This window comes from Nocardia vulneris (genome assembly GCF_001613425.1).
Taxonomy (GTDB): Bacteria; Actinomycetota; Actinomycetes; order Mycobacteriales; family Mycobacteriaceae; genus Nocardia; species Nocardia vulneris.
In genome coordinates, this window is the sequence record NZ_BDCI01000047.1 from 115,475 (window position 1) to 139,311 (window position 23,837).

At 69.1% G+C, this 23,837-nt stretch carries 22 protein-coding genes and 1 riboswitch; of the genes, 5 read left to right on the forward strand and 17 right to left on the reverse strand.

Going from position 1 to position 23,837, the window contains the following annotated elements; all coding sequences use genetic code 11:
* Window positions 1-6: 6 nt before the first annotated feature.
* Entirely contained in the window at window positions 7-2,121 is a 2,115-nt protein-coding gene (locus NVU01S_RS38460; protein ID WP_043676822.1) for an acyltransferase family protein, read from the reverse strand.
* A gap of 213 nt (window positions 2,122-2,334) precedes the next feature.
* Between NVU01S_RS38460 and NVU01S_RS38465 the strand changes: the two genes are divergently transcribed.
* Entirely contained in the window at window positions 2,335-3,495 is a 1,161-nt protein-coding gene (locus NVU01S_RS38465) for an AbrB family transcriptional regulator (RefSeq protein WP_082032255.1), read from the forward strand.
* 10 nt (window positions 3,496-3,505) lie between these two features.
* On the opposite strand, the gene NVU01S_RS38470 is transcribed toward NVU01S_RS38465, so the two are convergent.
* On the reverse strand, window positions 3,506-4,525 hold the full coding sequence (locus tag NVU01S_RS38470; protein ID WP_244467398.1) for an ABC transporter substrate-binding protein: 1,020 nt from the start codon (window positions 4,523-4,525) through the stop codon (window positions 3,506-3,508).
* A gap of 128 nt (window positions 4,526-4,653) precedes the next feature.
* Between NVU01S_RS38470 and NVU01S_RS38475 the strand changes: the two genes are divergently transcribed.
* The gene (locus NVU01S_RS38475; protein WP_052281011.1) at window positions 4,654-6,171 is read left to right on the forward strand and encodes an endoglycoceramidase I; all 1,518 of its coding nucleotides are present in this window, start codon (window positions 4,654-4,656) and stop codon (window positions 6,169-6,171) included.
* Between the two features lie 14 nt (window positions 6,172-6,185).
* Here the strand turns inward: NVU01S_RS38475 and NVU01S_RS38480 are convergent, their stop codons facing one another.
* From NVU01S_RS38480 to NVU01S_RS38535, 12 genes are all read right to left on the reverse strand, one after another.
* Window positions 6,186-7,022, reverse strand: a complete 837-nt coding sequence (locus NVU01S_RS38480) for a siderophore-interacting protein (RefSeq protein ID WP_043676825.1) — start codon at window positions 7,020-7,022, stop codon at window positions 6,186-6,188.
* Between the two features lie 37 nt (window positions 7,023-7,059).
* Window positions 7,060-8,055: a Fe2+-enterobactin ABC transporter substrate-binding protein gene (locus NVU01S_RS38485; protein ID WP_052281012.1), complete on the reverse strand. Its 996-nt coding sequence runs from the start codon at window positions 8,053-8,055 to the stop codon at window positions 7,060-7,062.
* A 57-nt stretch (window positions 8,056-8,112) separates the two neighbouring features.
* Window positions 8,113-8,961 (reverse strand): ABC transporter ATP-binding protein, encoded by an 849-nt coding sequence (locus tag NVU01S_RS38490; protein ID WP_082032256.1) that lies wholly within the window; start codon window positions 8,959-8,961, stop codon window positions 8,113-8,115.
* Between the two features lie 29 nt (window positions 8,962-8,990).
* Window positions 8,991-10,013, reverse strand: coding sequence for a FecCD family ABC transporter permease (locus tag NVU01S_RS38495; RefSeq protein WP_043676910.1), 1,023 nt, complete (start codon window positions 10,011-10,013; stop codon window positions 8,991-8,993).
* Window positions 10,014-10,039: 26 nt separating this feature from the next.
* Complete coding sequence (locus NVU01S_RS38500; RefSeq protein ID WP_052281013.1) at window positions 10,040-11,050, reverse strand: FecCD family ABC transporter permease; 1,011 nt, start codon at window positions 11,048-11,050, stop codon at window positions 10,040-10,042.
* Between the two features lie 107 nt (window positions 11,051-11,157).
* Complete coding sequence (locus tag NVU01S_RS38505) at window positions 11,158-12,114, reverse strand: alpha/beta fold hydrolase (RefSeq protein WP_043676829.1); 957 nt, start codon at window positions 12,112-12,114, stop codon at window positions 11,158-11,160.
* Between the two features lie 225 nt (window positions 12,115-12,339).
* Window positions 12,340-13,152, reverse strand: a complete 813-nt coding sequence (locus NVU01S_RS38510) for an MBL fold metallo-hydrolase (RefSeq protein ID WP_043676831.1) — start codon at window positions 13,150-13,152, stop codon at window positions 12,340-12,342.
* Between the two features lie 126 nt (window positions 13,153-13,278).
* A complete protein-coding gene (locus tag NVU01S_RS38515) occupies window positions 13,279-14,721 on the reverse strand; it encodes an MFS transporter (RefSeq protein ID WP_043676832.1) in 1,443 nt (480 codons plus the stop codon).
* Window positions 14,718-15,440, reverse strand: a complete 723-nt coding sequence (locus NVU01S_RS38520; RefSeq protein WP_043676834.1) for a tRNA-dependent cyclodipeptide synthase — start codon at window positions 15,438-15,440, stop codon at window positions 14,718-14,720. Before NVU01S_RS38520 ends, NVU01S_RS38515 begins: the two co-directional genes overlap by 4 nt.
* Window positions 15,441-15,442: 2 nt before the next feature.
* A complete protein-coding gene (locus tag NVU01S_RS38525; RefSeq protein WP_043676836.1) occupies window positions 15,443-16,216 on the reverse strand; it encodes a 2OG-Fe(II) oxygenase in 774 nt (257 codons plus the stop codon).
* A gap of 153 nt (window positions 16,217-16,369) precedes the next feature.
* Window positions 16,370-16,488: riboswitch (SAM riboswitch) on the reverse strand.
* Between the two features lie 82 nt (window positions 16,489-16,570).
* Entirely contained in the window at window positions 16,571-17,311 is a 741-nt protein-coding gene (locus NVU01S_RS38530) for a phytanoyl-CoA dioxygenase family protein (RefSeq protein ID WP_280140807.1), read from the reverse strand.
* A 125-nt stretch (window positions 17,312-17,436) separates the two neighbouring features.
* Window positions 17,437-18,033, reverse strand: coding sequence for a TetR/AcrR family transcriptional regulator (locus NVU01S_RS38535; RefSeq protein ID WP_052281014.1), 597 nt, complete (start codon window positions 18,031-18,033; stop codon window positions 17,437-17,439).
* 198 nt (window positions 18,034-18,231) lie between these two features.
* On the opposite strand from NVU01S_RS38535, the gene NVU01S_RS38540 reads away from it, so the two are divergent.
* Window positions 18,232-19,329, forward strand: a complete 1,098-nt coding sequence (locus NVU01S_RS38540; protein WP_043676840.1) for an agmatine deiminase family protein — start codon at window positions 18,232-18,234, stop codon at window positions 19,327-19,329.
* A 26-nt stretch (window positions 19,330-19,355) separates the two neighbouring features.
* Window positions 19,356-19,934 carry a VC0807 family protein gene (locus NVU01S_RS38545; RefSeq protein ID WP_156161779.1) on the forward strand — a complete coding sequence of 193 codons (579 nt, stop codon included), beginning with the start codon at window positions 19,356-19,358 and terminating at the stop codon, window positions 19,932-19,934.
* Window position 19,935: 1 nt separating this feature from the next.
* Here the strand turns inward: NVU01S_RS38545 and NVU01S_RS38550 are convergent, their stop codons facing one another.
* From NVU01S_RS38550 to NVU01S_RS38560, 3 genes are read right to left on the reverse strand one after another with little or no spacing between them, the layout of a single operon-like run.
* Entirely contained in the window at window positions 19,936-20,124 is a 189-nt protein-coding gene (locus NVU01S_RS38550) for a hypothetical protein (protein WP_043676841.1), read from the reverse strand.
* Window positions 20,125-20,171: 47 nt separating this feature from the next.
* The gene (locus tag NVU01S_RS38555) at window positions 20,172-21,158 is read right to left on the reverse strand and encodes a hypothetical protein (RefSeq protein ID WP_156161780.1); all 987 of its coding nucleotides are present in this window, start codon (window positions 21,156-21,158) and stop codon (window positions 20,172-20,174) included.
* Entirely contained in the window at window positions 21,155-21,934 is a 780-nt protein-coding gene (locus NVU01S_RS38560) for a bestrophin-like domain (RefSeq protein WP_043676845.1), read from the reverse strand. Before NVU01S_RS38560 ends, NVU01S_RS38555 begins: the two co-directional genes overlap by 4 nt.
* Window positions 21,935-22,516: 582 nt before the next feature.
* Here NVU01S_RS38560 and NVU01S_RS38565 point away from each other — a divergent pair.
* Window positions 22,517-23,836 (forward strand): extracellular solute-binding protein, encoded by a 1,320-nt coding sequence (locus NVU01S_RS38565; RefSeq protein ID WP_052281016.1) that lies wholly within the window; start codon window positions 22,517-22,519, stop codon window positions 23,834-23,836.
* Window position 23,837: the final 1 nt, after the last annotated feature.

Here is a 23,837-nt window from a genome sequence, read left to right on the forward strand (position 1 = left end):
GATCGATCACCACCAGCCGAGGATCGGTTGCAGCCGGCGGCCGAGTTCCGGTGCGAGCGAACGAGAATAGCTGGCGGTCAGGTGGTGCTCGTCGTGGTAGATCAGGATGTTGCCCTCCGCGATCGGGCAGACCTCCGGCTCGCACACCGCGTCGGTGAGGTCGAGCGGGAACACATTCGGATACGAGGCGGCGGGCGCGGCGGCCGGATCGACGGCGTCCAGCGCGTCCGCCCGCTGCATACCGCAGCTGATCCGGTCGCCACCGTGCGCGAGGCAATCGATGCCGCGGTAGCGAATCCCGTTGCGCCGCAACCACGGGGTGTCGCGCATGGCGAGCAGGTTCAGGTTGCGCTCGGACAGCGCCGACCACACGTCGAGGTACTCGGGCGGCGTCTCGTCGCCGATATCGTCGCGCGGGCGGGTGCTGGTGGTGAAGACCCAGTCGGGGCGATCGGCCCCCAGCCGGTCGAGCACGTCCCGGGACCAGTCGCGGCAGTCCGGGTTCGGTTCCCCTTTGTAGCTCACCTCTTCGGCGATCGTCAGCGGGCAACCCATCTTCAGATACACCTCGACGCGGAACTGGTGTTCCTTCCCGAGCAGGTCGAGCGCGGGCACCCAGTGTTCGGCGTGCGAGCTGCCGGTCACCGCGATGGTCCGGGACGCGGCGACATCGCCGTAGCTACAGGTGATCACGTCCCGGGTCAGCCAGTCCGCGATGCATCCGTCGACGCTGGGATAGGCGGCTTCGGCGGGCGCCTCGAACACCGTCGGCCGCATCCGCGCGGCGGGCACCTCGGCGCCCGAGGCCAGTGCTTCGGCCCCCGGATAGTGCAGGGGGTCGAGCAGCGCGGCGGGTTTCGGCGGGTTCGCCCGGACCACGATGTGCCAGCCGAATCCGACACCGACCACGCAAAAGCCCACCAGCGCAACGGCCACCCCGGCGGTCCGGCGATAGACCAGCGCGGCCCGCGGCGCCGGCGCGCGCCCGGACCGCGTGCGCAACGGCTCTTCGATCAGGTGGTGCGTGAGGTAGGCGAGGACCAGTGACACCACGATGACCAGCGCGCCGTCGGTGAGGCCGATCGCGCTGGTCCCGCGCTCGGTGAGCACGAAGATCAGGATCGGCCAATGCCACAGATACAGCGGGTAGGCGAGTTCCCCCAGCGCGACCATGGGACGGGTGGCGAGCAATCGGCTCGGCAGCGGACGCGCCGCGGGCGGAACTCCGTTGCCCGCCATGATCAGAGCCGCGGCGGCGGCCACCGGGAACAGGGCGGCCGGGCCGGGGAAAGAATTCGCGCCGTCGAAGAGCAGCCCGCACAGCAATACCGCGACGGTCCCGAACGCGGCGAGCAGCAGCCGCACCCAGCGAGGCGCGCGCAACCACGGCACGGCGATCGCGAGCAGACCGCCGGCCAGCAGTTCCCACGCCCGCGCGCCGCTGTCGTAGTAGTTCCAGCCTTGCCGGTGCGCGACGCCCAGGGTGGCGTAGACCAGCGACATCGCCGCGAGCCCGCCCAGCACGGACGCCAGCACGACGCGTAGCTGCGCGGCGTGCCCGAAGGTTCGGCACGCCGCCGCGACCAGCGCGATCACCAGCAGAATCGCCAGATAGAACTGGGTCTGCACCGACATCGACCACAGATGCTGCAGCGGACTCACCGACGGATCCGCGGCGAGGTAGTCCGCCCACGAGAGGGCCAGATCCCAATTCTGGTAGTACAGCACCGAGGCCAGCGTCTGGTCGGCGATGTCGGACCACTGGGTGTAGGGCCGCAGCACGACGGTGGCCACCAGGACCGCCGCCAGTACCACCAGCAGCGCGGGATACAACCGCCGCGCGGTCCGGCGCACCGTCCACACCACGCCGAGCGCGCCGGACTCCGCGCGGCGCAACACCATTCCGGTGAAGAAGAATCCCGACAGCACCAGGAAAACGTCGACTCCGCCCGACACCTTCCCGAACCACACGTGGAACACCACGACCAGTGCGATCGCGACCCCGCGCAGTCCGTCGAGGTCGAGGCGGTAACGCGGGTCGTCGGCGCGGGCGGGCGCGGGGCGCGCCGACTCGGCCCGCGGCGCACCGGTGACCGTGGGTGCTGCTTCGGATTCCGTCATGGGCGCCGCGCGTACCGCTGCGAGGTCGGCGCTGCCGGTCCGGGCGAATCAGGTATGCGACGCACCCTATTCTCCTATCACGTCGGTCGGACTCGGGTCATATCCGCGATAGCGACGAGTGTGCCCATCGTCTCATTCGCGCGGTGCCAAACGTAGCCTGCCGGAACCATTGATTTGCGAGTTGTTAACTCTACGTCGGTATCGTCCGCGCATATGAGTCGTCGACAGGCGTGCACGTGGCTGTTGCTCACCGCGGTAACCGTCGGCGCTGCTTGGCTTTTGGGCAAGGTCGGCTTTCCCGCACCGCAGATGATCCTCGCGTTGCTGGTCGGCGCGGTGCTGGCGCTGGCAGGCAGACTGCCCGCGCCACTGCCCGCGAATGTGTCGCTCGGCACGCAGGCGATGCTCGGCGTGTTGATGGGCAGCTATCTACAGGTGAAGCTGCTCGCCCGGATCGGCTGGGCGATCGTGCCGGTCACCGCGGTCGCCGCGGGGAGTCTGGTCGCCAGCTGTGCCGCGGCCTATGTCTTCGCCCGGGTGACCAAGGTCGACCTCGCCACCTCGACGCTGGGCATGATCGCGGGCGGTTCCGCGGCCGTGGTGGCCGCGGCCGACGAAGCGGGCGCGGATTCCCGGATCGTCGCCTTCATGCAGTACCTGCGGGTCGGGATCGTCGTGCTGACCGCGCCGCTGGTCGCCACGGTGATCCGGGACGGGGATCGCACCGCCGACGGCCCGCACGTCGACGGGCACGCGGCGGTCGACGCGGCCCTGCCGGGCTGGGTGATGGTCGGGCGCGGCGATCAGGTGGCCGGACTATCGATCGCGATCGTGCTGGCCATCGCCGGCATCTGGCTCGGTCGTCGATTGCGCCTGCCCAACGCCCCGCTGATCGGTCCGATGCTGATCACGGCGGTGCTCACCACCACGGGTGTGACGCACGGTTTCGCGCCGACCAACCTGTTCCGGGATGTGCTGTTCGTGCTCATCGGTTTCGAGGTCGGCGCGCGCTTCACCAAACCGGTGGTGCGACAGATGTTCCGGATGATCCCGGCGATGGTGGCGGCCATCGTCGCGTTGTGCGCGACCGTCGGCGGGGTCGCCGCGGTGGTCTCGGTCCTGGCCGGCCTGGAGTATTCCGACGTCTACCTGGCCACCACACCGGGTGGCATCAATGCCGTGCTCGGCATCGCGGAGTCACTGAACAGCGACCTCACGCTCATCGCCGGCGCGCAGAGCCTGCGCCTGTTCGCGATGGTGCTGGCACTGCCGCTGGTCCTGCGGCTGCTGCGGGACCGGGAGCCGCGCGCCGAGCCGAACGCCGAACGCCCGGTCGCCGCCGAGCCGCAGGCAACGGTGCCCGAGCAGCGCTGAACGCCAGGCTTCAGCTGACCTTCGTGGCACGCCGGATCGCCGCGGCCAGATCCTCCAGCAGCGGTGCGGCGCCCGCGTGCGAGAACCGGAACACCGGTTGCCAGTCGGCGACCTGACCCGCGCGCACCGCGGGCAGGCTGCGCCACACCGGATTCGCGTTCAGCGCGTCCAGTGACAGCGCGGCCGCGCGGCGATCGAGCAGGATCAGGTCGGCGGGGTATTTGTCGGTGCGTTCCCAGCTCAGCTCCTCGAAGAAGCCGTCACTCGCGACGTTGTCGGGCACCACCATGTCCACGCCGAGTTCCGCGAAGTAGCTCAGGTCGGCCGAGACCCGCGGGTCGGACACGTAGAAGATGCCGGGCGCGGCCGAGGCCGCCAGCACGCGCAAACCCGGGCGCTGGGCCAGCGCGTCGCGGACGGCCTGTACGGCGGCGTCGAAACGAGCCTTGGCCTGCGCCGGCCGGGGTGCGTTCAGATCCGCGCCCAGCGCCGTGGCCAGCTCGCCGTAGCGGGTGATGAGCTGCGGCAACGTTTTCCGGGCGATCCGCACCGCGATGACGTTCGGGTTGATCGCCAGGATCTTGTCCTTGCTCGAATCCGGGACATACCAGAGCCGATCCGGCACGTACTCGTCGGTGATCAGCAGGTCGGGTTCGAGGCTCGCGTATTTCTCCAGATTGAAATCGCCCCAGTTGGTGCCGAGGACGGTCACCTTCTGCACATCCAGGTCGCCTGCCAGCGCGGAGGCCTGCCCGGTGGGCGTCACCGCTTCACCGAATACGCCGACGACACGATCCTGCAGGCCGTAATCGGCGAGCAGCCCGGCGGAACCACCGAAGGCGACGATCCGGCTCGGGATCCCGTCGGTGCGGACCGTACTGCCGCGATCGTCGGTGAAGCTCCAGCTGCCGCCTGCCGCGGCCGGATCGTCCCCGGGCGAGCGGCCGGTGCACGCTGTGACGACGGCACCGAGACCGGCTGCACAAGCGGTGGCGAGCAGACGGCGGCGGGATAGCTGGATCGTGTCCATGACGGCCATTAGAACATATCAGTTAGGCAAGCCTTACCTGGATCGAGCCGTCGTGCGGCCGATTCCCCAGCGCGCAACTGGGGAAAGCACCGTTAGGGTCAGTCGAACTGGACATGTGACCATCAGGCATGCGCACAGCGATGAAGCGGACACTGGCCGGGGCACGAGCGCGCGGCCGACGATGGGTGGCCGGTGCCGCCGTCGCGATGATCGGATGTTCGACGGTGGTCGGCTTGCCCGCGCAAGCCGCGCCGACCCCGGCGGCACCGGCGCTCAGCCGGATTCAAGCCCAGGGTGCATTTCTCGTCGACGCTCAGGGCCGAAAAGTGTTGCTGCACGGCGTCAACAACGTCGACAAGGACGCGCCGTACGTCGAGCCGGGCGACGGTTTCACCGTGACCGACGAAGACGCCGCCCTGCTCGCCCGCCACGGGTTCAACACGGTGCGGCTCGGCGTGAACTTCGCCGGGCTGATGCCCACCCGCGGCGTGGTCGACACCGCCTATCTCGACCGGGTGGTGAAGGTGGTTGATATTCTTGCGGCACAAGGCATTTACACCTTGCTCGACAATCACCAGGACGGACTGTCGAAGATCTGGGGCGGCAACGGTTTCCCGGAGTGGTCGCTGCGCGCCCGCCCGGGCAAGCTGGAACCGAATCCCGGCTTCCCGCTGTACTACCTGATGCCGAGCATGAACCGCGGCTGGGACGAGGTGTGGGACAACAGCAACGGTGTGCTGGACCAGCTCGGCACGGCGCTCGCCGCGTTGGCGGAGAAGGTCAAGGGCCGCAACGGCGTCCTGGGCCTCGAATTGCTGAACGAACCGTGGCCCGGCTCGGCCTTCCTGAGTTGCTTCCCGGACGGCTGCCCTCGCTTCGACACCAAATACCAAGCGGCGATGCAGAAGCTGACCGACGCGGTACGCGCACGCAACGCCGACCTACCTATTTTCTGGGAACCGAATGTGACCTGGAACGAGACGATGCCCTCGCATCTGGGCAAGAATCCGCCGATCACATCGCCCGATATCGTGTTCGCACCACACGATTACTGCATACCGAGCCAGCTGGCGATCTATCTCGGGCTGCCCGAAGAGCTGCGCGGGGTGTGCCCGGTGCAGCAGGACAAGACCTGGGGCAATATCGACTCCTTCGCCCGGCGCACCGGAATCCCCACGCTGGTCACCGAATTCGGCGACGGGGATGCGACGGTGCTGCGCAACACGCTCACCCGGGCCGACGAGCGATTCATCGGCTGGCACTACTGGCACTACGCCTCCCGCTTCGGGCAGGGCGGGCCGAAACCCGACCCGTTCCTCGGCGAGATCGGACGCGATCTGGTGCGCACCTATCCCCGCGCGACTGCGGGCACTCCGCAACGCCCGCAGTTCGACCCTGCCACCGGGGATTTCGCCTACCGGTACACGCCGCAGGCACTGTCCGCGCCCACCGAGATCTACGTCTCCGACCTGCACTATCCGGAGGGCTACGAGGTCCGCGTCGAAGGTGGGAAGGTTACCTCGGCGGCCGGCGCCCGGGTCGTTACCGTCGAAGCGACCGGCACGGCCACGGTCACGGTGCAGATCCATCGACCGGGATCGAAGGGGGCCACCGCACCGGCCGGACCGATCAGCGGCACGCGCTGACCGGTCCCGGCCGGTCACTCCTCCCGGTCGAAGTCGGCGACACCGCGTTTCCAATATCCCGCGATCAGGAAATCTTTCGGACCGACGCCGAGTTCGGTGCGCACCCAGCGGCGGATCGGGCGCAGACAGCCTGCCTCCGCCGCCATCCACACGTAGATGCGTTGTCCGGCAGGCGCTTCCACGGTGCGGACCGCCTGCTCCAGTGCGTCGCTCTGCCCGGGTGCGGCCGCACCGCGAGGCACCCACCGCACCCGCATCCCGGGCGGAGCCGTCAGCGGGATCTCCTCGTCGGCCCCGCCCACTTCGATGAACGCCCAGCCGGACGCGTCGTCCGGCAGCCATTCGAGCCAGCGAGCGATGGCGGGCAACGCGGTGATGTCTCCGGCGAACAGGTACCGGTCGTAGTTCGCCGGCACCACCACGCCGCCCGGCGGGCCTGCGAGATGGATGCGCGTGCCCGGCCGCACCGTTTCCGCCCAGGCCGAGGCGAGTCCGCCGGGATGGATCGCGAAATCGATGTCCAGCTCACCGTTCTCGGCGTCGTAGCGGCGCACCGTGTACTCCCGCGATACCGGTCGCGGATTGCCCCACTCCAGGGACAGCCCGTCCCGGCGCGGCAGGTGCAACTCCCCCGCCGCGTCCGGAAAGATCAGGCGCACATGCTCATCCGGCACATAGCTGTGGAACCCGGCCAGCTCCGGGCCGCCGAAGGTGATCCGGAGCAGGCCGGAACCGACCGGCGCACGGCGCAGTACCTCGATCTCGCGCAAGCCGATCGGATAGCCCACCTTCGCGCCGTGCGATCCGGCCAGTACCTCCGCGATACGTTCGGCGTAGGCGGCCCGATCCATCAGTCGTCCTCCTTGCCGGACAACGGTCCCGCGCAGCTCACTTGAAGCGCGCCTCGAGCAGATCGAGGGTGTTCATCGCGTTGCGGTAGTCCGGGCGCTGGCTGGTCGGCGGCAGCTCGTAGACCTGGCCCGACTGGAAGGCAGGCAGCTTGGCCATCAGCGGATCCTGCTTCAACTGTTCGACCGTGCGGCCGCCGTCGAGCTGCACCACGATCACCGCGGGCGCGTCGACCACCGTGGTCAGCAGTTCCTGGCTGAACGCCACCCAGTCCGCCGCCGCGGCCCGGGTCGGGTTGCCCGCCTTGGCCTCTACCTGGTTGTCGATGGTGAATCCGACGTCGGTGAGCAGCGTGGCCAGCGGCGTGCCGGGGGCGATCACCGACGGCTTCAGATCCTTGCGCGACTGGAAGACGGCGACCGCGCCCTGCGGCGGCTTGATCGCGGACCTGACCTTCGCGACCCGGTCCCGGTACGCGGTGATCAGCGCGTCCACCTTGTCGGCCCGGCCGATGGTTTCGGCCACCACCTTCAACTGGTCCTGCCAGTTGTTGAGGGTGGTCGGCACCAGCACGGTCGGGGCGATCGCGGAGAGCTGGTCGTAGGCCTGCAACGACTGCTGGCCCGGATATCCCTGGCCGCCGCCGATGATCAGATCCGGCTGCTGGGCCGCGATGAACTCCAGGTTGATGTCGTCGCCGGACGGAAGGAGCGCGGTCCCTTGCTTTTTGGCGTCCGCGTCCCAGGCGGCCGGGAACTCGCCCGGCTGCAGCGTGACGCCGAGGACCCGCGGATCGGCGGCCTTGACGTTGGCGCCGAGGTCGAACAGGTAACCGGCGAGCGCGCCGTTGACGACGGCGATGCGCTGCGGTTCGGCCGGCACCGTCACCGCGCCGCGCTCGGTCTGCACCTGCCGGGTGGCGGACTTGTCCGCGTCGTCCGAGCCGGAACTACTACAACCGGCCACCGCGACCAGCGCGAGGATCAGTAGGGCGACGGCGGCGCGCAGGCGCGCCGTCATTCGGGACAGCGTCATGAATCGGTGTTCCTTCTTCTCTCGGTGGTGGGCAAGCTCGTAGAGGTCTCAGCCGTCTCAGCCGACGCGGGCGGCATTCTCGGCCAGCGGGATAACCAGTGGCGCACCGGTTTCCGGGTCGTCGATGATCCGGCACCCGAGATCGAAGACCTCGCGCACCAATTCGGCGGTGACGATCTGCTTCGGCGGGCCCGCGGCGACCACCCGGCCGTCCTTCATCGCGATGAGGTGGCCCGCGTAGCGGAAGGCGTGGTTCAGGTCGTGCAGGACGGCGACCACGGTGCGGCCGGAGTCGCGGTGCAGCGTCCGGCACAGGTCGAGCACATGGATCTGATGCGCGATATCGAGGTAGGTGGTCGGTTCGTCGAGCAGGATCACCGGGGTGTCCTGCGCGAGCACCATGGCGATCCACACGCGCTGGCGCTGCCCGCCGGACAGCTCGTCGACCGGGCGCGCCGACAGTTCGGTGACGCCGGTCGCGGCCATGGCCGCCGCCACCGCGTCCGCGTCGGCCTGTGACCACTGGCGTAGCAGCGACTGATGCGGGTACCGGCCGCGCGCGACCAGGTCGGCCACCCGGATGCCGTCCGGCGCAATGGAAGTCTGTGGCAGCAGACCGATCCGGCGGGCCACCTCCTTCGCCGGATAGGTGGCGATGGACTTGCCGTCCAGCAGCACCGCGCCGGATTCCGGGGCGAGCAGGCGAGCCAGGGCGCGCAGCAGCGTGGACTTGCCGCACGCGTTCGGGCCGATCACCACGGTGAACTCGCCGTCCGGCACGTCGACCGACAGCTGGTCGCTGATCGTGCGCCCGCGATAGCCCAGGCGTACCCGATCGGCCCGCAGCGCAGCCTGTTTCGCGGTGCCGACGCCCGATTCGGGCGGGGCACCGTTGTTTTCGCTCATCTTCGCTTCCTCAGTTCCTGCACCCGGCACTACGTCCGCCGTGCCTCGGTCACCAGCAGGTACGCCAGATACAGGCCGCCGATCGAGACGGTGACCACGCCGACGGGCAGCTGCGTCGGCGCGAACGCGCGCTGCGCGACCCAGTCCCCGGCGATCAGCAGCAGCGCGCCCATCGCCGCGGCCGGCGCGAGGGCGGTCGACGGGCTGCGGGCGAGCCTGCGGCCCAATTGCGGTGCGGCGAGGGCGACGAACGCGATCGGCCCCGCGACGGCGGTGGCGACCGCGGTCAGCGCGACGCTCAACACGATCAGCAGCAGCCGCGTCCGCCCGACCCGGACGCCGAACGAACTCGCCAGATCGTCACCCAGTTCCAGGACATGCAGCCGCGGCGCGGCCGGAATCACGAGCAGCGCGAGCACTCCCAGCAGGATGAGCGCGGGACCCACCTGCGGCCAGGACAATCCGTTCAGCGAGCCCGCGCCCCAGGCGGCGGCCGACATCGCGGAATTCAGATCGGCGCGCAGGATGAGCCAGGTGTTCACCGAGGCCAGCATCGCGCTGACGCCGATACCGATGATGATCAACCGGAAGCCGGTGACGTTGTTGCGGAACGCGAGCAGCTGAATGACCAGGGCCGCCGCGAGACCACCGATCAGCGCGCCGAGGGCGGTCTGGAAGTGCCCGCCTACACCGGCGAGCAGTACGAGCAGCGCGCCGGTGTAGGCGCCGGTGTTGAAACCGACGATATCCGGGCTGCCCAGCGGGTTGCGGGTGACCGACTGCAGGATCGCGCCGCTGAGACCCAGCGCCGCACCCAGCGCCAGCGCCAGGACCACGCGGGGAAAACGCCACTGCCACACCACGAGCCGATCGAATCGGTTGTCGCCGACCAGCAGCGCCCGCAGCACCCGGTCCGGCGGGATCACGTAATCGCCGGTGCCGAGGGCGAGTACGGCCACGGCGCACGCGGCGACCACCAGCACCACGCAGACCACGGTGGTGCGCACGCTGATTCGCGCGCCGAAGCCGCGCGGGGCGCGCAGCACCACCATCGCGCGGCCGAAATCGATCGGGGCGCTCACGCGGCACTCACCCGGTCGCGCCGGGCCAGCCAGATCAGCACCGGCGCACCGAGGAACGCGGTCACCAGACCGGCGGGCACCTCGTCGGGCCGAATGATGAGGCGGCCGACCACATCCGAACCGAGCACCAGGATCGGTGCGAGCAGCATCGAATAGGCGATGATCCAGCGCTGGTCGGGGCCGACGATCCAGCGCGCCACATGCGGCACCGCCAGCCCGACGAAGGTGATCGGCCCCACCGCCGCGGTCGCCGTGCCGCACAGCAGCGTCAGCGCCACCGCGGTGAGCAGCCGGGAACGCCCGACGTGCACGCCGAGCGAACGGGCGAGGTCGTCGCCGAGCGCGAGGGCGTTGAGCGAGCGGGCCGCGACCACCGCGGCGAGCAAGCCGACGACGATGAACGGCGCCGCGCCCGCGATGACGTCGTAGCCGCGTCCGGTCAGCGAACCCGAATCCCACTGCCGCCACTCCTCGAAGGCCTTGGGGTTCAACAGGATCAGGCCCTTGGTCAGGCCGGAGAGCACCGCGGTCACCGCGACGCCGGCCAGGGTGAGCCGGATCGGATCCGAGCCCTGCCTGCCCGCGGTGCCCAGCCGGTACACCGCCAGCGACACCAGGGCGGCCCCGGCGAAGCCGAACCACACGTACGCCGTGATCTGGGTGACGCCCAGGAACGCGACCGCGAGCGTGATCGCGAAGGCCGCGCCCGCGTTGATGCCGAGCAGGCCGGGATCGGCCAGGGGGTTGCGGGTGAGTCCCTGCATCAGGCAGCCCGCGACGCCCAGCGCGAGCCCGGCGAGCAAGCCGAGCAGGGTGCGCGGCAGGCGATATTCGGTGACGATCAGGTGATCCGGCGAGCCGTCACCACCCCAGAGCGCGGCCCAGACTTCCCCGAGCGGAATCGCTTTCGTGCCCACGATCAGGCTCAGCAGGCACGCGGCAGCCAGCACCGCCGCCGCCACCAACCACCCTGACCAGCGCAGGGGCTGGTTGCTCGGCAGGTCCATCGGGTTCTATCTCCAGTGCGGTCGGGCAGCAATCAATGCAGCTTAGCCTTACCTACCTCCCCGAATGGAAATTGTCCGAATGAGACCTTCGCAACGCGGTCGCTCTGCTATGCGACGAGAGTGAGGTGCGCGCCCCGGATCCGGCCGGCGCCGCCCGCCCGGGTCAGCAGGCGTTCGAGCGCCGCGGCGACCTGGTTCGGCTGCTCGAGAATCACCGAGTGCCCGGCGCCCTCGACCAGCACCAGATCCGCATACTCGACGGCCGCGGCCATCGCGACGGAATGCGCGGGCGGGGTCATCAGATCGGCGGTGCCGCACAGCACCAGGGTGGGGATCTTCGAGAGCAGCGCGAGCGCGTCGGTCTGGTCGTAGACCATGAAGGCGCTCAGGAAACTCGCCATCGTCACGATCGGCGTCTGGTTGTGCATCGCGTTGGCCAGCGCGAGCACCCGCGGGCTCACCGTGCGATCGCCGAACTCGGCGGCCCGGATCACCGGCGCGAACACCTTGCAGGCCACCAGCTTCGCGCGCTGCATCAGCCGCGGCGCGCGCCGCACCGCGGCCTGGAACACCGAGATCACCGGATTGCGCAGCAGGCGGCCGAAACCCGCGTCGGCGAGGCCGCTGGCCGCGGTCGCGACGAGCGCGACCCCGGCGACGCGGGAACCGATCACGTGCGGGCGCTGACTGAGGTAGGTCAGGACGGTCATGCCGCCCATCGAATGACCGACCAGAACGACCGGACCGCACGGCGCCACCGCGTCGAGCACCCGGCTCAGATCGTGGGCGAGCTGCTCGAGCCGGTAGGTCTGCCGGGGTGCGACCGCCGAGTCACCATGACCACGATGGTCGTAGCAGACCACCCGGGCGCCGGGATACCGGCGCAGCAGTGCGTCGCGCACATCGGTCCACGACTCCGAGCGCAGGCAATGCCCGTGCACCAGCACCACAGTAAGTTCCGCCTGCCGCGGTCCGTACTCGTGCACCGCAAGCGCCACACCGTCTTCGGCCGGCACCGTGGCACGCCGCGCGGCCGGGACGGCGAAGGTGCTCGAGGTGCGCATCGGTCTCTCCGATTCGAGTAGGCGGTGACACGTCCTACTCTCCGCCGCGTCCGCCCCGCGCAGCAGCACCCCGAGTACTGGGGTCCGTTCCCCAAGGTGGCGCCGTCCCCCACCCAGGGTGCGGTTCAGGTGCGCGGTTGCGGACCAGCAGCGCCCTTCGGCCCTGGGCAGAAACAAGCCCGCCGCCCTTCTCGAAGTGCGAGGGGCGGCGGAAGGTGACCAGGATCAGGTCAGGTGGTCGTGGTCGCCGCGGACCCAGGAGACGTAGCGGGCGGCGGAGGTGCGGATGGTGGTGCGGGCGTCGGTGTCGAGCGTTTTGCCGAAGTTGTCGTAGAGACGGGTGAACTCGAACTCCTCGACGACCTTGGTTACGCGCTCTACTACGTTGGGCGACAAGGGAATCCGGTTCGGATAGCTGCGCATGAACGCTACCGACTTGCGGTCCGGGTTGGCCTGGATGGTGTCGGCGCTGAACAGCACGCCCTGCCCGCCCGCGCCGGCCGCCCAGTGCGCGACCGCGCTGCCCGGGAAGTGGCCGCCGAGCTGGCGCAGGGTCAGACCGGGCAGCACTTCCAGCCGCCCGGACCACGGGCGGATCACCGGGTCCGGGCGCGCGACCCACTCCAGATCCGCCTCCGCGACGAAGACCGGCACCCCGCCGAGTGCCCGGCTCCATTCCACCTGCACGCCGTAATGGTGCGGGTGCGACGGCACGATGGCGACGACTTCGCCGAGTTCCCGGACCCGGCGCACCGCGTCCTCGTCGACGTAACCGGTCACGTCCCACAGCAGGTTGCCCGCGGGCGTGCACACCAGATGCGATTCCTGGCCGATGCCGACCTGGGGCTCGGCCGTCAAACCGAACAGGTCCGGTTCGAGTTCACGCATCGCCACCTTGTGCCCCGCCGCGACCAGTTCCTCCAGCGTGATCCACCGCTGCCCGTCGGCAGGCATCCACTGCCGCTCGTCGGCACAGATACGGCAGAGCTGCGCCGCGGCGTCGTGCTCCACCGCGCAGGTCTGACAGATCTTCCACATATCACCCTCGCTATCCGGTACACCCACCCCTGTTTCTACACAGCGGACGAATTCCGTGCAGCGAGTTACGTGATTGCGCGTCCGGTTCGGGTGCGGCAGCGCTCGCCCGCCGCACCCGAATCCGTCCTACGCGGTGCCCGCCTCGACCGGAACGGGGTCGGACGACGCGGAAGGTTCCGGCTGCGCCGGTGTCTCGGTGCGCCCACGGGTCAGGAGCAACACCACGATCGCCGCGACCACGCTGGTGGTCGCGATCAACGCGGCCACCCGCCCGGTCGCGTCGCCGACCGCACCCGACAGGTCCAGGTCGACGTTGCCGAAAGCCACGGTGGCCACCGCCGCGCCGATCGCGCCGCCCAGGTTGTGGAACGTCCACGAGGCGCCGACCGCGAACCCGGTGCGGGTCGGTTCGACCGACGAGATCGCGAGCACGGTCGCCGGACCGAGCACCAGCGCCCAGCCCGCGCCGAACAACACCAGCGCGACCAGGAGCAGCGCCAGCCCATCGCCGAACGCCGCCACGGCGATACCGAGCCCGGCCAGGGCCAGCAGCCCGAAACCCCACGGCAGCAACGCAGGTGGCCCGAAGCGATCGACGAACCGGCCCGCGACCGGGGACGAGAGCGCCAGCGTCCCGCTGACCAGCAGCAGCAGGAAGCCCGCCTGCCGCACATCGAAATCCCGGCCCTGGGTGAGATAGGTCGGAATCACCAGCAGCGCGGACGCATAGAACAGACCCAGTGCGAAGTCCGAGACGATCGCGGCGACGAATCGGCGCTTGCCGAACAGCGCGGGGTCGATCAGCGGATTCGCCGCGCGGCGTTCCACGACGATCCCGCCGGCGACCGCGGCAACCAGCACGACGGCCGCGGCGATCACCCACGGCGAGGAGAACCCGCGTAGGTCGCCGAGCACGAAGATGCCGACCGCCGAGACGACGGCGAAGGCGACCGCCACCTGCCCCGGCCAGTCGGTCCCGCCGGTCCGGTCCGGCACGCTCGGCGGCACCGCGAAGGCGATGGCGGCGAGCGCGGCCAGGCCCAGCGGCAGGTTGATCCAGAAGATCGACTGCCAGCCCAGGCTCGGCACCAGCAGGCCACCGAGCACCGGCCCGATGGCCAGGCCGAGCCCGTTCACCGAGTACAGCCAGCCGATCGCCTTACCCCGATCACCTTGCGGGAACAGCGATTCCACCAGCGTCGACGTGCTCGTGTACAACACCGCGCAGGCCGCGCCCTGGACGAAGCGCGCGACGATCAAGACACCGATCGACGACGCCGCGGCCGCGCCCACCGACGCGACCACGAACAGCGCGAGCCCGAACAGCAGCACCCGCCGCCGCCCGAACCGGTCGGCGACCCGGCCCGCCGTCACCATGAACATCGACAGCGCCATCAGGAAAACGCCCAGCGTCAGTTCGGTATTCGACGGACCCGCGTGCAGATCGGCACCGATGGCGGGCAACGCGGTGGTGACGATCGTCAGGTCGATGCAGCCGAGGAACGACGCCACCGCGAGGCCGCCGAACCCGACGACCCGGCGCCGCGCGGGAATCTCGACGGTGGTCACTGCTCCTCCCCTGCCGCACCGTGCAACGCCGACTTCCGCTTCTTGAAACGCAAAGGGAGCCAAGCGACCCGGTCCGGATGCTCCGGCACGACGAACAGTTCGCGGGTGCGCCCCATCGCCGCCGAGATGCGCTGCGGGTAGATCACGAAATCGAAGCCCTCGTGCGCCCACAGCGGCATGATGATCGGGCATTCCTCCAAAAGGTATGCGCGGCAGGCTTTCCGGACCGACTCCTGATCGACGTCGGGTTCCCGGCTGAGCCTGCGCTCGATAAAGCGGTCGATAGTGCTGTCGACCGCGTGCCGGTACGGTGCGTCGGTCTCGTAGGCGTGCTCGACGGCGTCGTACAGGTCACCGTAGCGTGGATGCGACAGCGCGAAATCCCAGCGCAACACGTTGGTGGGGCAGTCGATCCGGTCCAGCAGGGCGCTGTTGCGGGCGATCCATTCGTCGCCGGCGATGCGGGCCCGGGCATGCCGGTCGATATCGGTGCCGCCGCTGAGATTGTGCCGTTGCAGCGTGTCCGCGACGGCGATCGAGACCCGGCCGAAATTCGACCTGTTGATCAGATCTATTGTGGCCGCGAGCTTTTCACCCTCGTGATAGTCGGCGCCGACGCTGACCAGCAGCACGGTCGAGCGACCGTCGGTGGTGATGCCGTCGGACCGCAGATCGTAGGCGGCCTTGTGCGACGCGGAGAGCAGCGTGGTGGTCGTCATCGTCAGCTCCAAACCTTCAGCGCGGCAGCCGGATCGCCCACGCCGATGAACAAACCGATGGTGATGCGCGGGCGATCCTGCGACGGTGCGACCGCGTGCACGCGGCGCGGATCGATGAAGATCGCGTCGCCGACCCGCGGGGTGATGACCAGCGCGGGCGCACCGACCTGCGCCCGATCGATGCCGTACACCCGATCGCCGGAACGATCCCGGTACTCGTGCTCGTCCGGGTAGTCGTCCCAGATCTCCAGTTCCCCGCCCTGATCCGGCACATCCAGGTAGACGTTCACCGACAGCTGACGCGTGATCCGAACCGCGAAGTCCGCAGGCAGGTTTCGGCTCACATTGTCGGTATGCGGCTCGAGATCGACCCCCGCGAGTTGATAGCGCGCGACACCGGCGAAGAAGGCTTGCCCGTCCTGGCGCAGCAGACTCGCACCGGAGGGCCAGATCTCGTCGAGCAGCAGCCGAAGATCGTCCGCGGGATACGAATACGGCGCGGCGATCTCCCGCAGGCGCTCGATATTGTCCCGCGCGTGCTCGAAATACTGCGCCCGGCCGCTGTCGGTGCTCGTCTCCGAGAAGGCGTGACCGATCCGGCGGAACTGCGGGTCGGTGGCCAGCGGGCCGTGGTCCTGCCTGCCCACGAACGCCTTTCGCAGATGTGCGAGCGCGTCCGGCCGGACGAACCCCGACAGCCGCACAGCGTGCACGTCTCCGTTCAACAGTGCGGTCAGGGACGCACGGTCGAATCCCTGCCTGGTGGTGTCCAACACGCGTTCTCCGAGAGATGGCGTGGCCGTAGTCATGTCGTTCCCCTCTGGTTGTCGCTCTGTGGACCGGGCACAGGCCCAGGCAGGAGAGGAGAGTTCGGCCAGTAGACATGGTTCGACCCCCAGTTCTCTCGAGAGGGCCCCAGTTCTCGACGGAGCCCGCGCTTGCCCGGGCCGCGGTGAGCGGCTCGGCCTGGTCTTGACCCGGGGCACCCCGCCGCGGATGGAGGGTTGCCGGCCAGCTAGCCGGGGACTTGACGCTGGCACTCTTGACCTGGCTCAAGCATCCGGCACGGCAGAACCGTTGTCACGCTTTAGAATCGCGCTGAGTTTCAAGATCCCGAAGAGGGGCGCCCGTCAGGTATCCAGGCCCGCCCGGATCGCCCGTTCCACCGGGGAGTAGTCGCCGTCCGGCCGATCCAGCACGCACGGACCACGCGACAACAGCGGCGGCTGCGCGAGGAAACGCGGCGTGTGACCCCGATGTCGTTGTGCGGCATGCACCAGGAACGGATGGCAGAGGTAGACGTCGCCGGCCCGGCCGGTGGCGGTGGCGACCGGCAGGTCGGCCGTGGCCTGTGCGTAGTCGAATCGGGCGAGATCCGCGCCGGCCGCCCCGAACGGCGCCAGCAGTGGCGGTATGCGCAGATGCGAACCGACCCGGATGCGGGTCGGCGCGTCCTGCTCCCCCACATCCGAGAACAGGAACAGCATCAGCAGCGCCCGGCCCTGCGACCACAGATTCACGCGCCAGGTCAGGTAGTCGGCGGGATCATCGCCGGGAAAACTGACATCGATATGCCAGCCGTCGTCACCCGGCGCCCCGCCGACCGGAAACCGAATCGGGAACGTGCCGATACTGTTTCGCGGCAACCACCGGCCGACGCCCACCAACTGATCGAACGCCGCCGTCAGCGCGGGCGCATTCACCGCCGCCGCAAAAGGCGCATCACCGCGATCCCCCACCCGCACCACCGGCTGCGTCCACGAACTCCGATCCCCCGGATCACAGCCGCTCGCCCCCCAGAGAATCTCCCGCCCCGCCGCAGCCACCTCCCCCGAAAACGCCCCCGCCACCTTCACGAACCCCTCAGCCACAAACGACTCGACCTGCCCACCATCCAACATCCGAACCTCCCACCCCCACCCTCTCCCCCGACCACAACCCCACGCCACCGAATTTCAGGCAGTAGATACGAAGAAGAGGAACTGCGGCTGGCAGCTCAGCTCGGTGCGACGGTCCAGGTGTGGGTCCAGGTGCGGGCTATGCGGCGGGCTCGTTCTGGGGAGATGCGGGTGGGTTCGGTGATGGTGGCGATGGCCAGGCCGTCGAGGAGGGCGAGGAGTTCGGCTGCGGCGTCAGGGGATTCGGCGGCGCGGGCGGGGTTGACGCGGGCAAGGACGGTGGCCAGGAGCTCTTCGGTTTCGCGCCACTGGGTGCGGTGCAGGGCGGCGATCTCGCGGTCGTGGGTCGCGCGGGCGACGAGCGCCAGCCACACGCGGGTCAGGCGGTCGTCGGGGGTGGGGCTGAGCAGGAGTTCGGTGAGGCCGAGCAACTGATCCGCGGGGGCGAGGTCGGCGACGCCGGACTGCCGGAACCGTTCGGCGGCCTGGGCGCGCACATGATGCCACGCGGAGAGGAGCAGTTCGGTCTTCGTCGAGAAGTGGTATTGCACGGTGCCGATCGAGACGTTCGCGCGTGCGGCGAGATCGCGGATGCTGACGCCTTCGATACCGCCCTCGGCGATCGCGTCGGCCAACCGGTCCAGCAACTGGCTGCGCCGGTCCGTGCCCTCGACGGCAGTGCGGCTTTCGACCATCTCGACCCCTCTCGTTCCACCTCGAAGCGGACCCGTCCCAGTGCACCGTAACCCCTGCCGCCGTTCCAGCCGAGGAAAACACCACTCCGACAGTCATACGAACGTCCAGCGATAACCAATATTAGCACTTCAACGCCTAATACATTCGTATGGTAGCGTGCATCGACGGACCGATACGCACATAGAAACGGACCTCTTATGCGAACCCACGTGTCCAGCACACCCGCCACAGACGGCTACCGCTTGCCCGCCGACTGGGAACCGAACACCGCCTGCTACCTGGCCTGGCCGGAGAACACCTACTTCTGGCGCGCGGGCGCCAAACCCGCGCAGCACACCGTGGCCACGCTCGCCGACACCATCGCGGAAGCCGGCGAACAGGTGACGGTCACCGTGTCCGCGAGCCAGTACCTGCACGCGCGACTCGCACTGAGCGCGGCGGTGCGGGTGGTGGAGGTGTCGTCGAGCAATGTCTGGGCGCGCGACACCGGACCGATGTTCGTCGTCGACGATCGCGGCGGCCTGCGCGGTGTCGACTGGCGGTTCAACGGCTACGGCAACCGCTCCCCGCACTGGCATATCGATGACGCCTACGCCGGAAAGCTCCTCGACCTGGAACGCGTGGACCGCTACCCCGGCCCGATCGTGTTCGAAGGCGGCATGCTCGACGTCGACGGCCGCGGCACCGGCATGGTCACCGAGGAATGCGCGCTGGACCCGGCCCGCTACCCGGAGCCCGATCGCGACACCATCGCGACCGCATTGCGCGAGTTCCTCGGCGTCCGCGAACTCATCTGGCTGCCGTTCGGCCTGGTCGACGACGGCACCCGCGGCCACATCGACAATCTGGCCCGCTTCGTCGCGCCGGGCGAGGTGGCCCTTGCGTGGACCGACGACGAACGCGACCCGCAGTTCGAGCGCAGCGCGGCGGCCCTGGCCCGGCTCGACGGCACGCCGGACGTGGACGGAAAACCGTTGACCGTACACAAGATTCCGATTCCCGGCCCGTTGTCGATGACCGCGGACGAGAGCGCGGGCACCGATATCGCCGCCTTGCACGACCAGACCGGCAACCGACTCGCCGGTTCCTACCTCAATTTTCATCTGATCGAGGGCGCCGTCTTGATTCCGCAGCTCGATCCGGCCACCGACGACGCAGCCGCCGCCCTTTTCGGCGACCTGTTCCCCACCCGTACGCCGATCCTGCTGCCGACCCGCGAACTGCTGCTCGGCGGCGGCAATATCCATTGCGCGACAAGGCAGGTACCCGATCCGGCACGCAGCGGGGCACAGTGAGCAGGGCCGTCCGAACAGCGTGGCTCGTGGGCGATCTCGGCATCTCGCCCGCCGCGTTCTATCTCACCCAGGCGGCGGGGGTCGGCGTGGTCGGCTCGCTCGTCACAGCAACGGTGGTGGCCGCGCTGTGGGTGCTCGTCGGAGTGATCCGGACCCGCCGGATGGACGCACTCGCCGCGACGATGCTGGGCACCTACGCGCTGATGCTGGCCATGGCCGCCGCGACCGAGGACGCCCGGCTGGTACTGCTGCGCGATCCGGTGATCAGCGCCGTCGCGGGCGCACTGTTCCTCGGCAGCTGCCTGACCGGCACGCCGGCCACCGCCTATCTGGCGCAGCGCCTGCACGGCGAAACACGCAGCGACACCGGCTATCTCCGCAGCCACCGTAGGCAAACGCTGGTGTGGGGCGTGACCCTGACCGCCGAGGCGCTGGTCCGCGTGTGCCTGGTCTTTCTCCTGCTCATCCCGGTGGTCGCCGGACTCTCCCCCACCGTCGAACTGGTATTGCTCGCCATTCTCGCGGCATGGACGTTCTGGTATCGCAGGCGCCGGCGAACGAGGCAATCCGCCGCCCGCGCAACAGATTTCGAGATGAGCCGCTGAGCTAGTGCCGAGCCGGGGTGGTCGTGGGGACCGTACTCGCCGGCAACTGACCGACGACGGCGGTCAGCGGCGTCGAGACCGGGGGCAGCGGCTCCATCTGCCGGTCGTCCCACCGCACGACGAACAACGCGACGAATACGAGCAGAAAGGCCGCACACCCGCCGAGCAGAGGTCGGAGGTAGGCGCGCACAAGCGGACTATCGACGCCGGGCGAGGCTACGTTACGCCACCGTAGGTTCAGGGTTTGCGCTTGCGCGCGGCGGCCGCCGACGAGGCGGACGACACCAGCACGATCACCACGAGGAAGGTGACCAGCTCGAGGGTATCCCAGCCGAACGGATCGGGGATGATCTCGACCGGACTGTACGGAACCGCGGCGACCGGGGCGGCCGGAGCCGGAACCGGCGCTGCCACCGGCGCGGCCACCGGCACCGGCGCGGGCACCCCTGGGACGGCCGGTACCAGCGACAGCGGAATGAGCAGCGGCGGGAACGCCGGGATGGGTGGCGAGCCGGCCGGAATCGCGAGCAGACAGCTCGTCGCCGCACTTCCGCTGAGCAGTCCGCCGACCACGCTGCCACCGAGCGCCGAGCCGCTGGAGCCGAGCGCGGCGCTACCGAGCCCGGTCACACTCGAACCCACGACGGCGCTGCCGATCGCGGAGCCGCTGGAACCCGGGCCGATCATGCCCGGCCCGATCAGCGCGGATCCCGTCGCCAACCCGAGCACGGTCGCCCCGCTGCTCACCGTCGAACTCCCCGCGCACGGCGCGGCGCTGCCCGCCTCCAGACCCAGCAGGACGGGAGTCGCCAGCTCCGCCGGACCGGCCCCGATCTCGTCCCCGGCCTCGGCCACCGCCTCGAGTTCGAGCGGCCGACCGACGGAAGGCGGCAGCGGCGGCTCCAGCGCGAGCTCGATTCCGGTTGCAGCACTTCCGGACTCCGCGAACTGCGGGTCTGCGCTGCCGGTCCCGGCCTCGTGCGGGTCCGGGTGCACACCGGGCTGCGGGGCCACACCACCCGTCGTGGCCGATTCCTGCGCGACCCCCGCGGCACTGCCGGTGGCCACCTCGCCGAAGAACGGACCCGGCACCACATCCTCGGCGACCGCGGGCCCGGCGCACAGTACCGCTACCGACAGGAACGCGCTCAGTACTACGAAAGCCCTTGCACCACTAAGGAAATGCCCGCCCCGGTGGGGGCGATCCGGCGGCGCAACGCTCATTGCCGCTCCGGCCCGCGTACGGTGCCCTCGTAGTGGGACTGGACGTAGGTGAACGCGTCCTGCGGAATCCGGATCGCGCCCGCGAACGGCCGCTCCAGGTCGTGGATGGCGAGCAGGACGCCGCCGATCACCAACCCGAGCAGCGCGGTCATCGCGATACTGCGCCAGGTGACCTGCATACCGGACAGCACCGGGTTCAGCATCACCATGATGGCGCCCAGAAGCAGTGTGATGTACAGGAATTCGGGGATGCGACGTTGCGCATCGATGGCTCGGTCGTGCCGGGCCTGGGTGACCCGATCGATGCCGGCGAGCGCGCGGGATCTGGCCTCGGTCACGGCCGGGTCGGTCGAATGCAGCGACACCACCTCGGCCCGCAGCGCGTTGAGCGTCGCGCCCGTGGCCGGGCTCAGCCGGTTCTCGTTCTCCATCATCGGCCACTCCTGACCGATGACCTGATCGGTGTAGGCGCGCAGCTGGGCCTCGAGCCTGCGCTGCTCCGGCTCCGGCATGGCCTTCGCCGCCCAGTAGGTATCGACGAGCCCCTTCGACTCGGTGATGGTGTGGGCATAGGCGTTCTGATTCTGCTGCCAGCACGTCACGAAGACGAACGCGACGACCGCGGTGAAGAACGTCTTGGCCAGGTCGAGCGCGAGTGTGCTCGCGGATTCGTCGCTGACATGCCGCCACGTGTTCGGCCGCAACATATCGCCGACGACGAATATCGATACGGCAATCGTCGCGGCACCGATAGCGACGAGCAATTCCTGAGCCATCTCGCTTCACTTTCCCGGTCAGAGTCGGTGACAACCTATTTCCGAGCGTATGTTCGAGCGGCCGGATACTCACGGCACTGGCACCATAGCAAGAGCTAGGGTGGAACATTAGACCTGGCCAGGCGCCCATATATCGCACCGTTACCGAACTGTTACCACGACGGCGGGCGTAGCGATTCAGTAGCAAATGGCTGATCCCGCACCATTTAGCACCTCGCCGCCGATTCCCTATCGCGCGGATACACGGCGCGTGACGGCATCCTCCGTTATCGCCGAGAAACATGCGAACCGACACGGAATCGCGGAGTTCCTACCGCGCCGGAGTTCACGAAACGCAGGCGACGAACAATGACCCCGCCACCGCCGCGCGAGCCGACCGGAAGCCCGGGCGACAACTCCGCGAATCCCGCGCACGCCGTCGCCGAAACCCTTTCGCCGCGCCGCGGCAGCACCCGGCGTGTGCGATCTGGGTCACATCAACCCCTTGAATGTGACCCACGTTGGTGCTAAACATTGTGGCACACAACGCAATATGCGTTGCATATATTGCAACATGATGAAGTGGCTCTCTGAAGGAAATCGATGGTGCACCGCAGGCTCCGGCCCAAACCCGTTGGCGGGCAAGTACAACGAGCGCTCATCGGTGCGGCCGCGGTCCTGCTGCTCGCGGGATGCGCACCGGTACAGTCCGATCCGGCTGGGACCGGCGGCGACGAGCAGACCGGGACCGTGCGCGTCTGGCTCTTCGACGAGGCGACGCGCGCGCCGAAAGAAGCCGTGATCAACGAGGCGATCGCGGAATTCACCGCGACCAGACCCGAGGTACGGGTCGACGTGCAGTGGGTGCCGGTCGCGGCCCGCGCGGAGAAGTTCGCCGGCGCCTTCAACGATCCGGCCAGCGCGCCCGACGTCGCCGAGTTCGGCAATACCGACCTCGCGGGCTACGCGGTGAGCGGCGCGTTCGCCGATCTCACCGCCGATCTCGCGAACTGGCCGGAGAGCAAGGACTTGGTGCCCTCGGTGCTGGACACCGCGAAATCGGGCGGCAAGGTCTACGGCCTGCCCTGGTACACGGGCATCCGGGCGCTGTACTACCGCACCGACATCTTCGCCGAACTCGGCCTGCGACCGCCGGGCACACTGGCCGAACTCACCGAGACCGCGCGGCGCATCCGCGCGGCCAAGCCTGAGCTGTACGGGATTTCGGTGGGCGGCAAGTACACCTACGCGATGCTGCCGTTCCTGTGGGCACACGGCGGCGAGATCGCCGAGTACGACGGCACGATGTGGAATTCGACGATCAACTCCGATCGGGCGAAGGAAGGCGTCACCCGCTACGCGGAGCTGATCCGCGACGACATCTGCCCGCCCGCCCAGTGCGTCGATTTCACCGGGACGCAGAGTGTCCAAGCGTTCGCGGGCGGCAAGGCCGCGATGACGATCGGCGGCGACTTCAACCGCAAGGCGGTCGAGCAGGGCGCGGCCAAGGGCAAGTACGCGGTGGTTCCGCTGCCCGGCGTCCAAAGCGGTTCGGTCGCACCGGCGTTCGCGGGCGGCAATCTGCTCGGCGTGTTCCGGGCGAGCAAGCACCGCGGCCTCGCCCGCGATTTCATCGAATTGCTGGGCGGGGCACGGTATCAGGAAAAGATGTACCGCGCGATGGGCAACCTGCCGACCCTGGCCGGCGTGCAGCGGCAGCTCGCGGCGAACGACCCGTTCCTCGCCCCGTTCGTCGAGTCACTCAGTGCCGGAACGAAGTTCGTGCCGAGCACCCCGGGCTGGTCCAAGATCGACAGCCAGAACGTGCTGCCGACCACGGTGCAGCAGATCGCCACGGGCAGCAAGGCCCCGGGAGCGGCGCTCAACGCGGCCGCCGCCGTGATGAACAAGGCATTCAGGTAGG

Excerpts from the sequence above, each read along its gene's own strand:
- NVU01S_RS38480 (WP_043676825.1), bottom strand. The coding sequence starts at position 7,022 with ATGGATCGGGCCGCCTACGCCGAACGTATCGCGGAGGTACTGGCCGGA.
- NVU01S_RS38495 (WP_043676910.1), bottom strand. The coding sequence starts at position 10,013 with ATGGTGGTGCTGCGCGCCCCGCGCGGCTTCGGCGCGCGAATCAGCGTG.
- NVU01S_RS38500 (WP_052281013.1), bottom strand. The coding sequence starts at position 11,050 with ATGGACCTGCCGAGCAACCAGCCCCTGCGCTGGTCAGGGTGGTTGGTG.
- NVU01S_RS38535 (WP_052281014.1), bottom strand. The coding sequence starts at position 18,033 with ATGGTCGAAAGCCGCACTGCCGTCGAGGGCACGGACCGGCGCAGCCAG.
- NVU01S_RS38460 (WP_043676822.1), bottom strand. The coding sequence starts at position 2,121 with ATGACGGAATCCGAAGCAGCACCCACGGTCACCGGTGCGCCGCGGGCC.
- NVU01S_RS38465 (WP_082032255.1), top strand. The coding sequence starts at position 2,335 with ATGAGTCGTCGACAGGCGTGCACGTGGCTGTTGCTCACCGCGGTAACC.
- NVU01S_RS38540 (WP_043676840.1), top strand. The coding sequence starts at position 18,232 with ATGCGAACCCACGTGTCCAGCACACCCGCCACAGACGGCTACCGCTTG.
- NVU01S_RS38490 (WP_082032256.1), bottom strand. The coding sequence starts at position 8,961 with ATGAGCGAAAACAACGGTGCCCCGCCCGAATCGGGCGTCGGCACCGCG.
- NVU01S_RS38510 (WP_043676831.1), bottom strand. The coding sequence starts at position 13,152 with ATGTGGAAGATCTGTCAGACCTGCGCGGTGGAGCACGACGCCGCGGCG.
- NVU01S_RS38555 (WP_156161780.1), bottom strand. The coding sequence starts at position 21,158 with ATGAGCGTTGCGCCGCCGGATCGCCCCCACCGGGGCGGGCATTTCCTT.
- NVU01S_RS38485 (WP_052281012.1), bottom strand. The coding sequence starts at position 8,055 with ATGACGCTGTCCCGAATGACGGCGCGCCTGCGCGCCGCCGTCGCCCTA.
- NVU01S_RS38520 (WP_043676834.1), bottom strand. The coding sequence starts at position 15,440 with ATGACGACCACCACGCTGCTCTCCGCGTCGCACAAGGCCGCCTACGAT.
- NVU01S_RS38565 (WP_052281016.1), top strand. The coding sequence starts at position 22,517 with ATGGTGCACCGCAGGCTCCGGCCCAAACCCGTTGGCGGGCAAGTACAA.
- NVU01S_RS38505 (WP_043676829.1), bottom strand. The coding sequence starts at position 12,114 with ATGCGCACCTCGAGCACCTTCGCCGTCCCGGCCGCGCGGCGTGCCACG.
- NVU01S_RS38475 (WP_052281011.1), top strand. The coding sequence starts at position 4,654 with ATGCGCACAGCGATGAAGCGGACACTGGCCGGGGCACGAGCGCGCGGC.
- NVU01S_RS38560 (WP_043676845.1), bottom strand. The coding sequence starts at position 21,934 with ATGGCTCAGGAATTGCTCGTCGCTATCGGTGCCGCGACGATTGCCGTA.
- NVU01S_RS38470 (WP_244467398.1), bottom strand. The coding sequence starts at position 4,525 with ATGGACACGATCCAGCTATCCCGCCGCCGTCTGCTCGCCACCGCTTGT.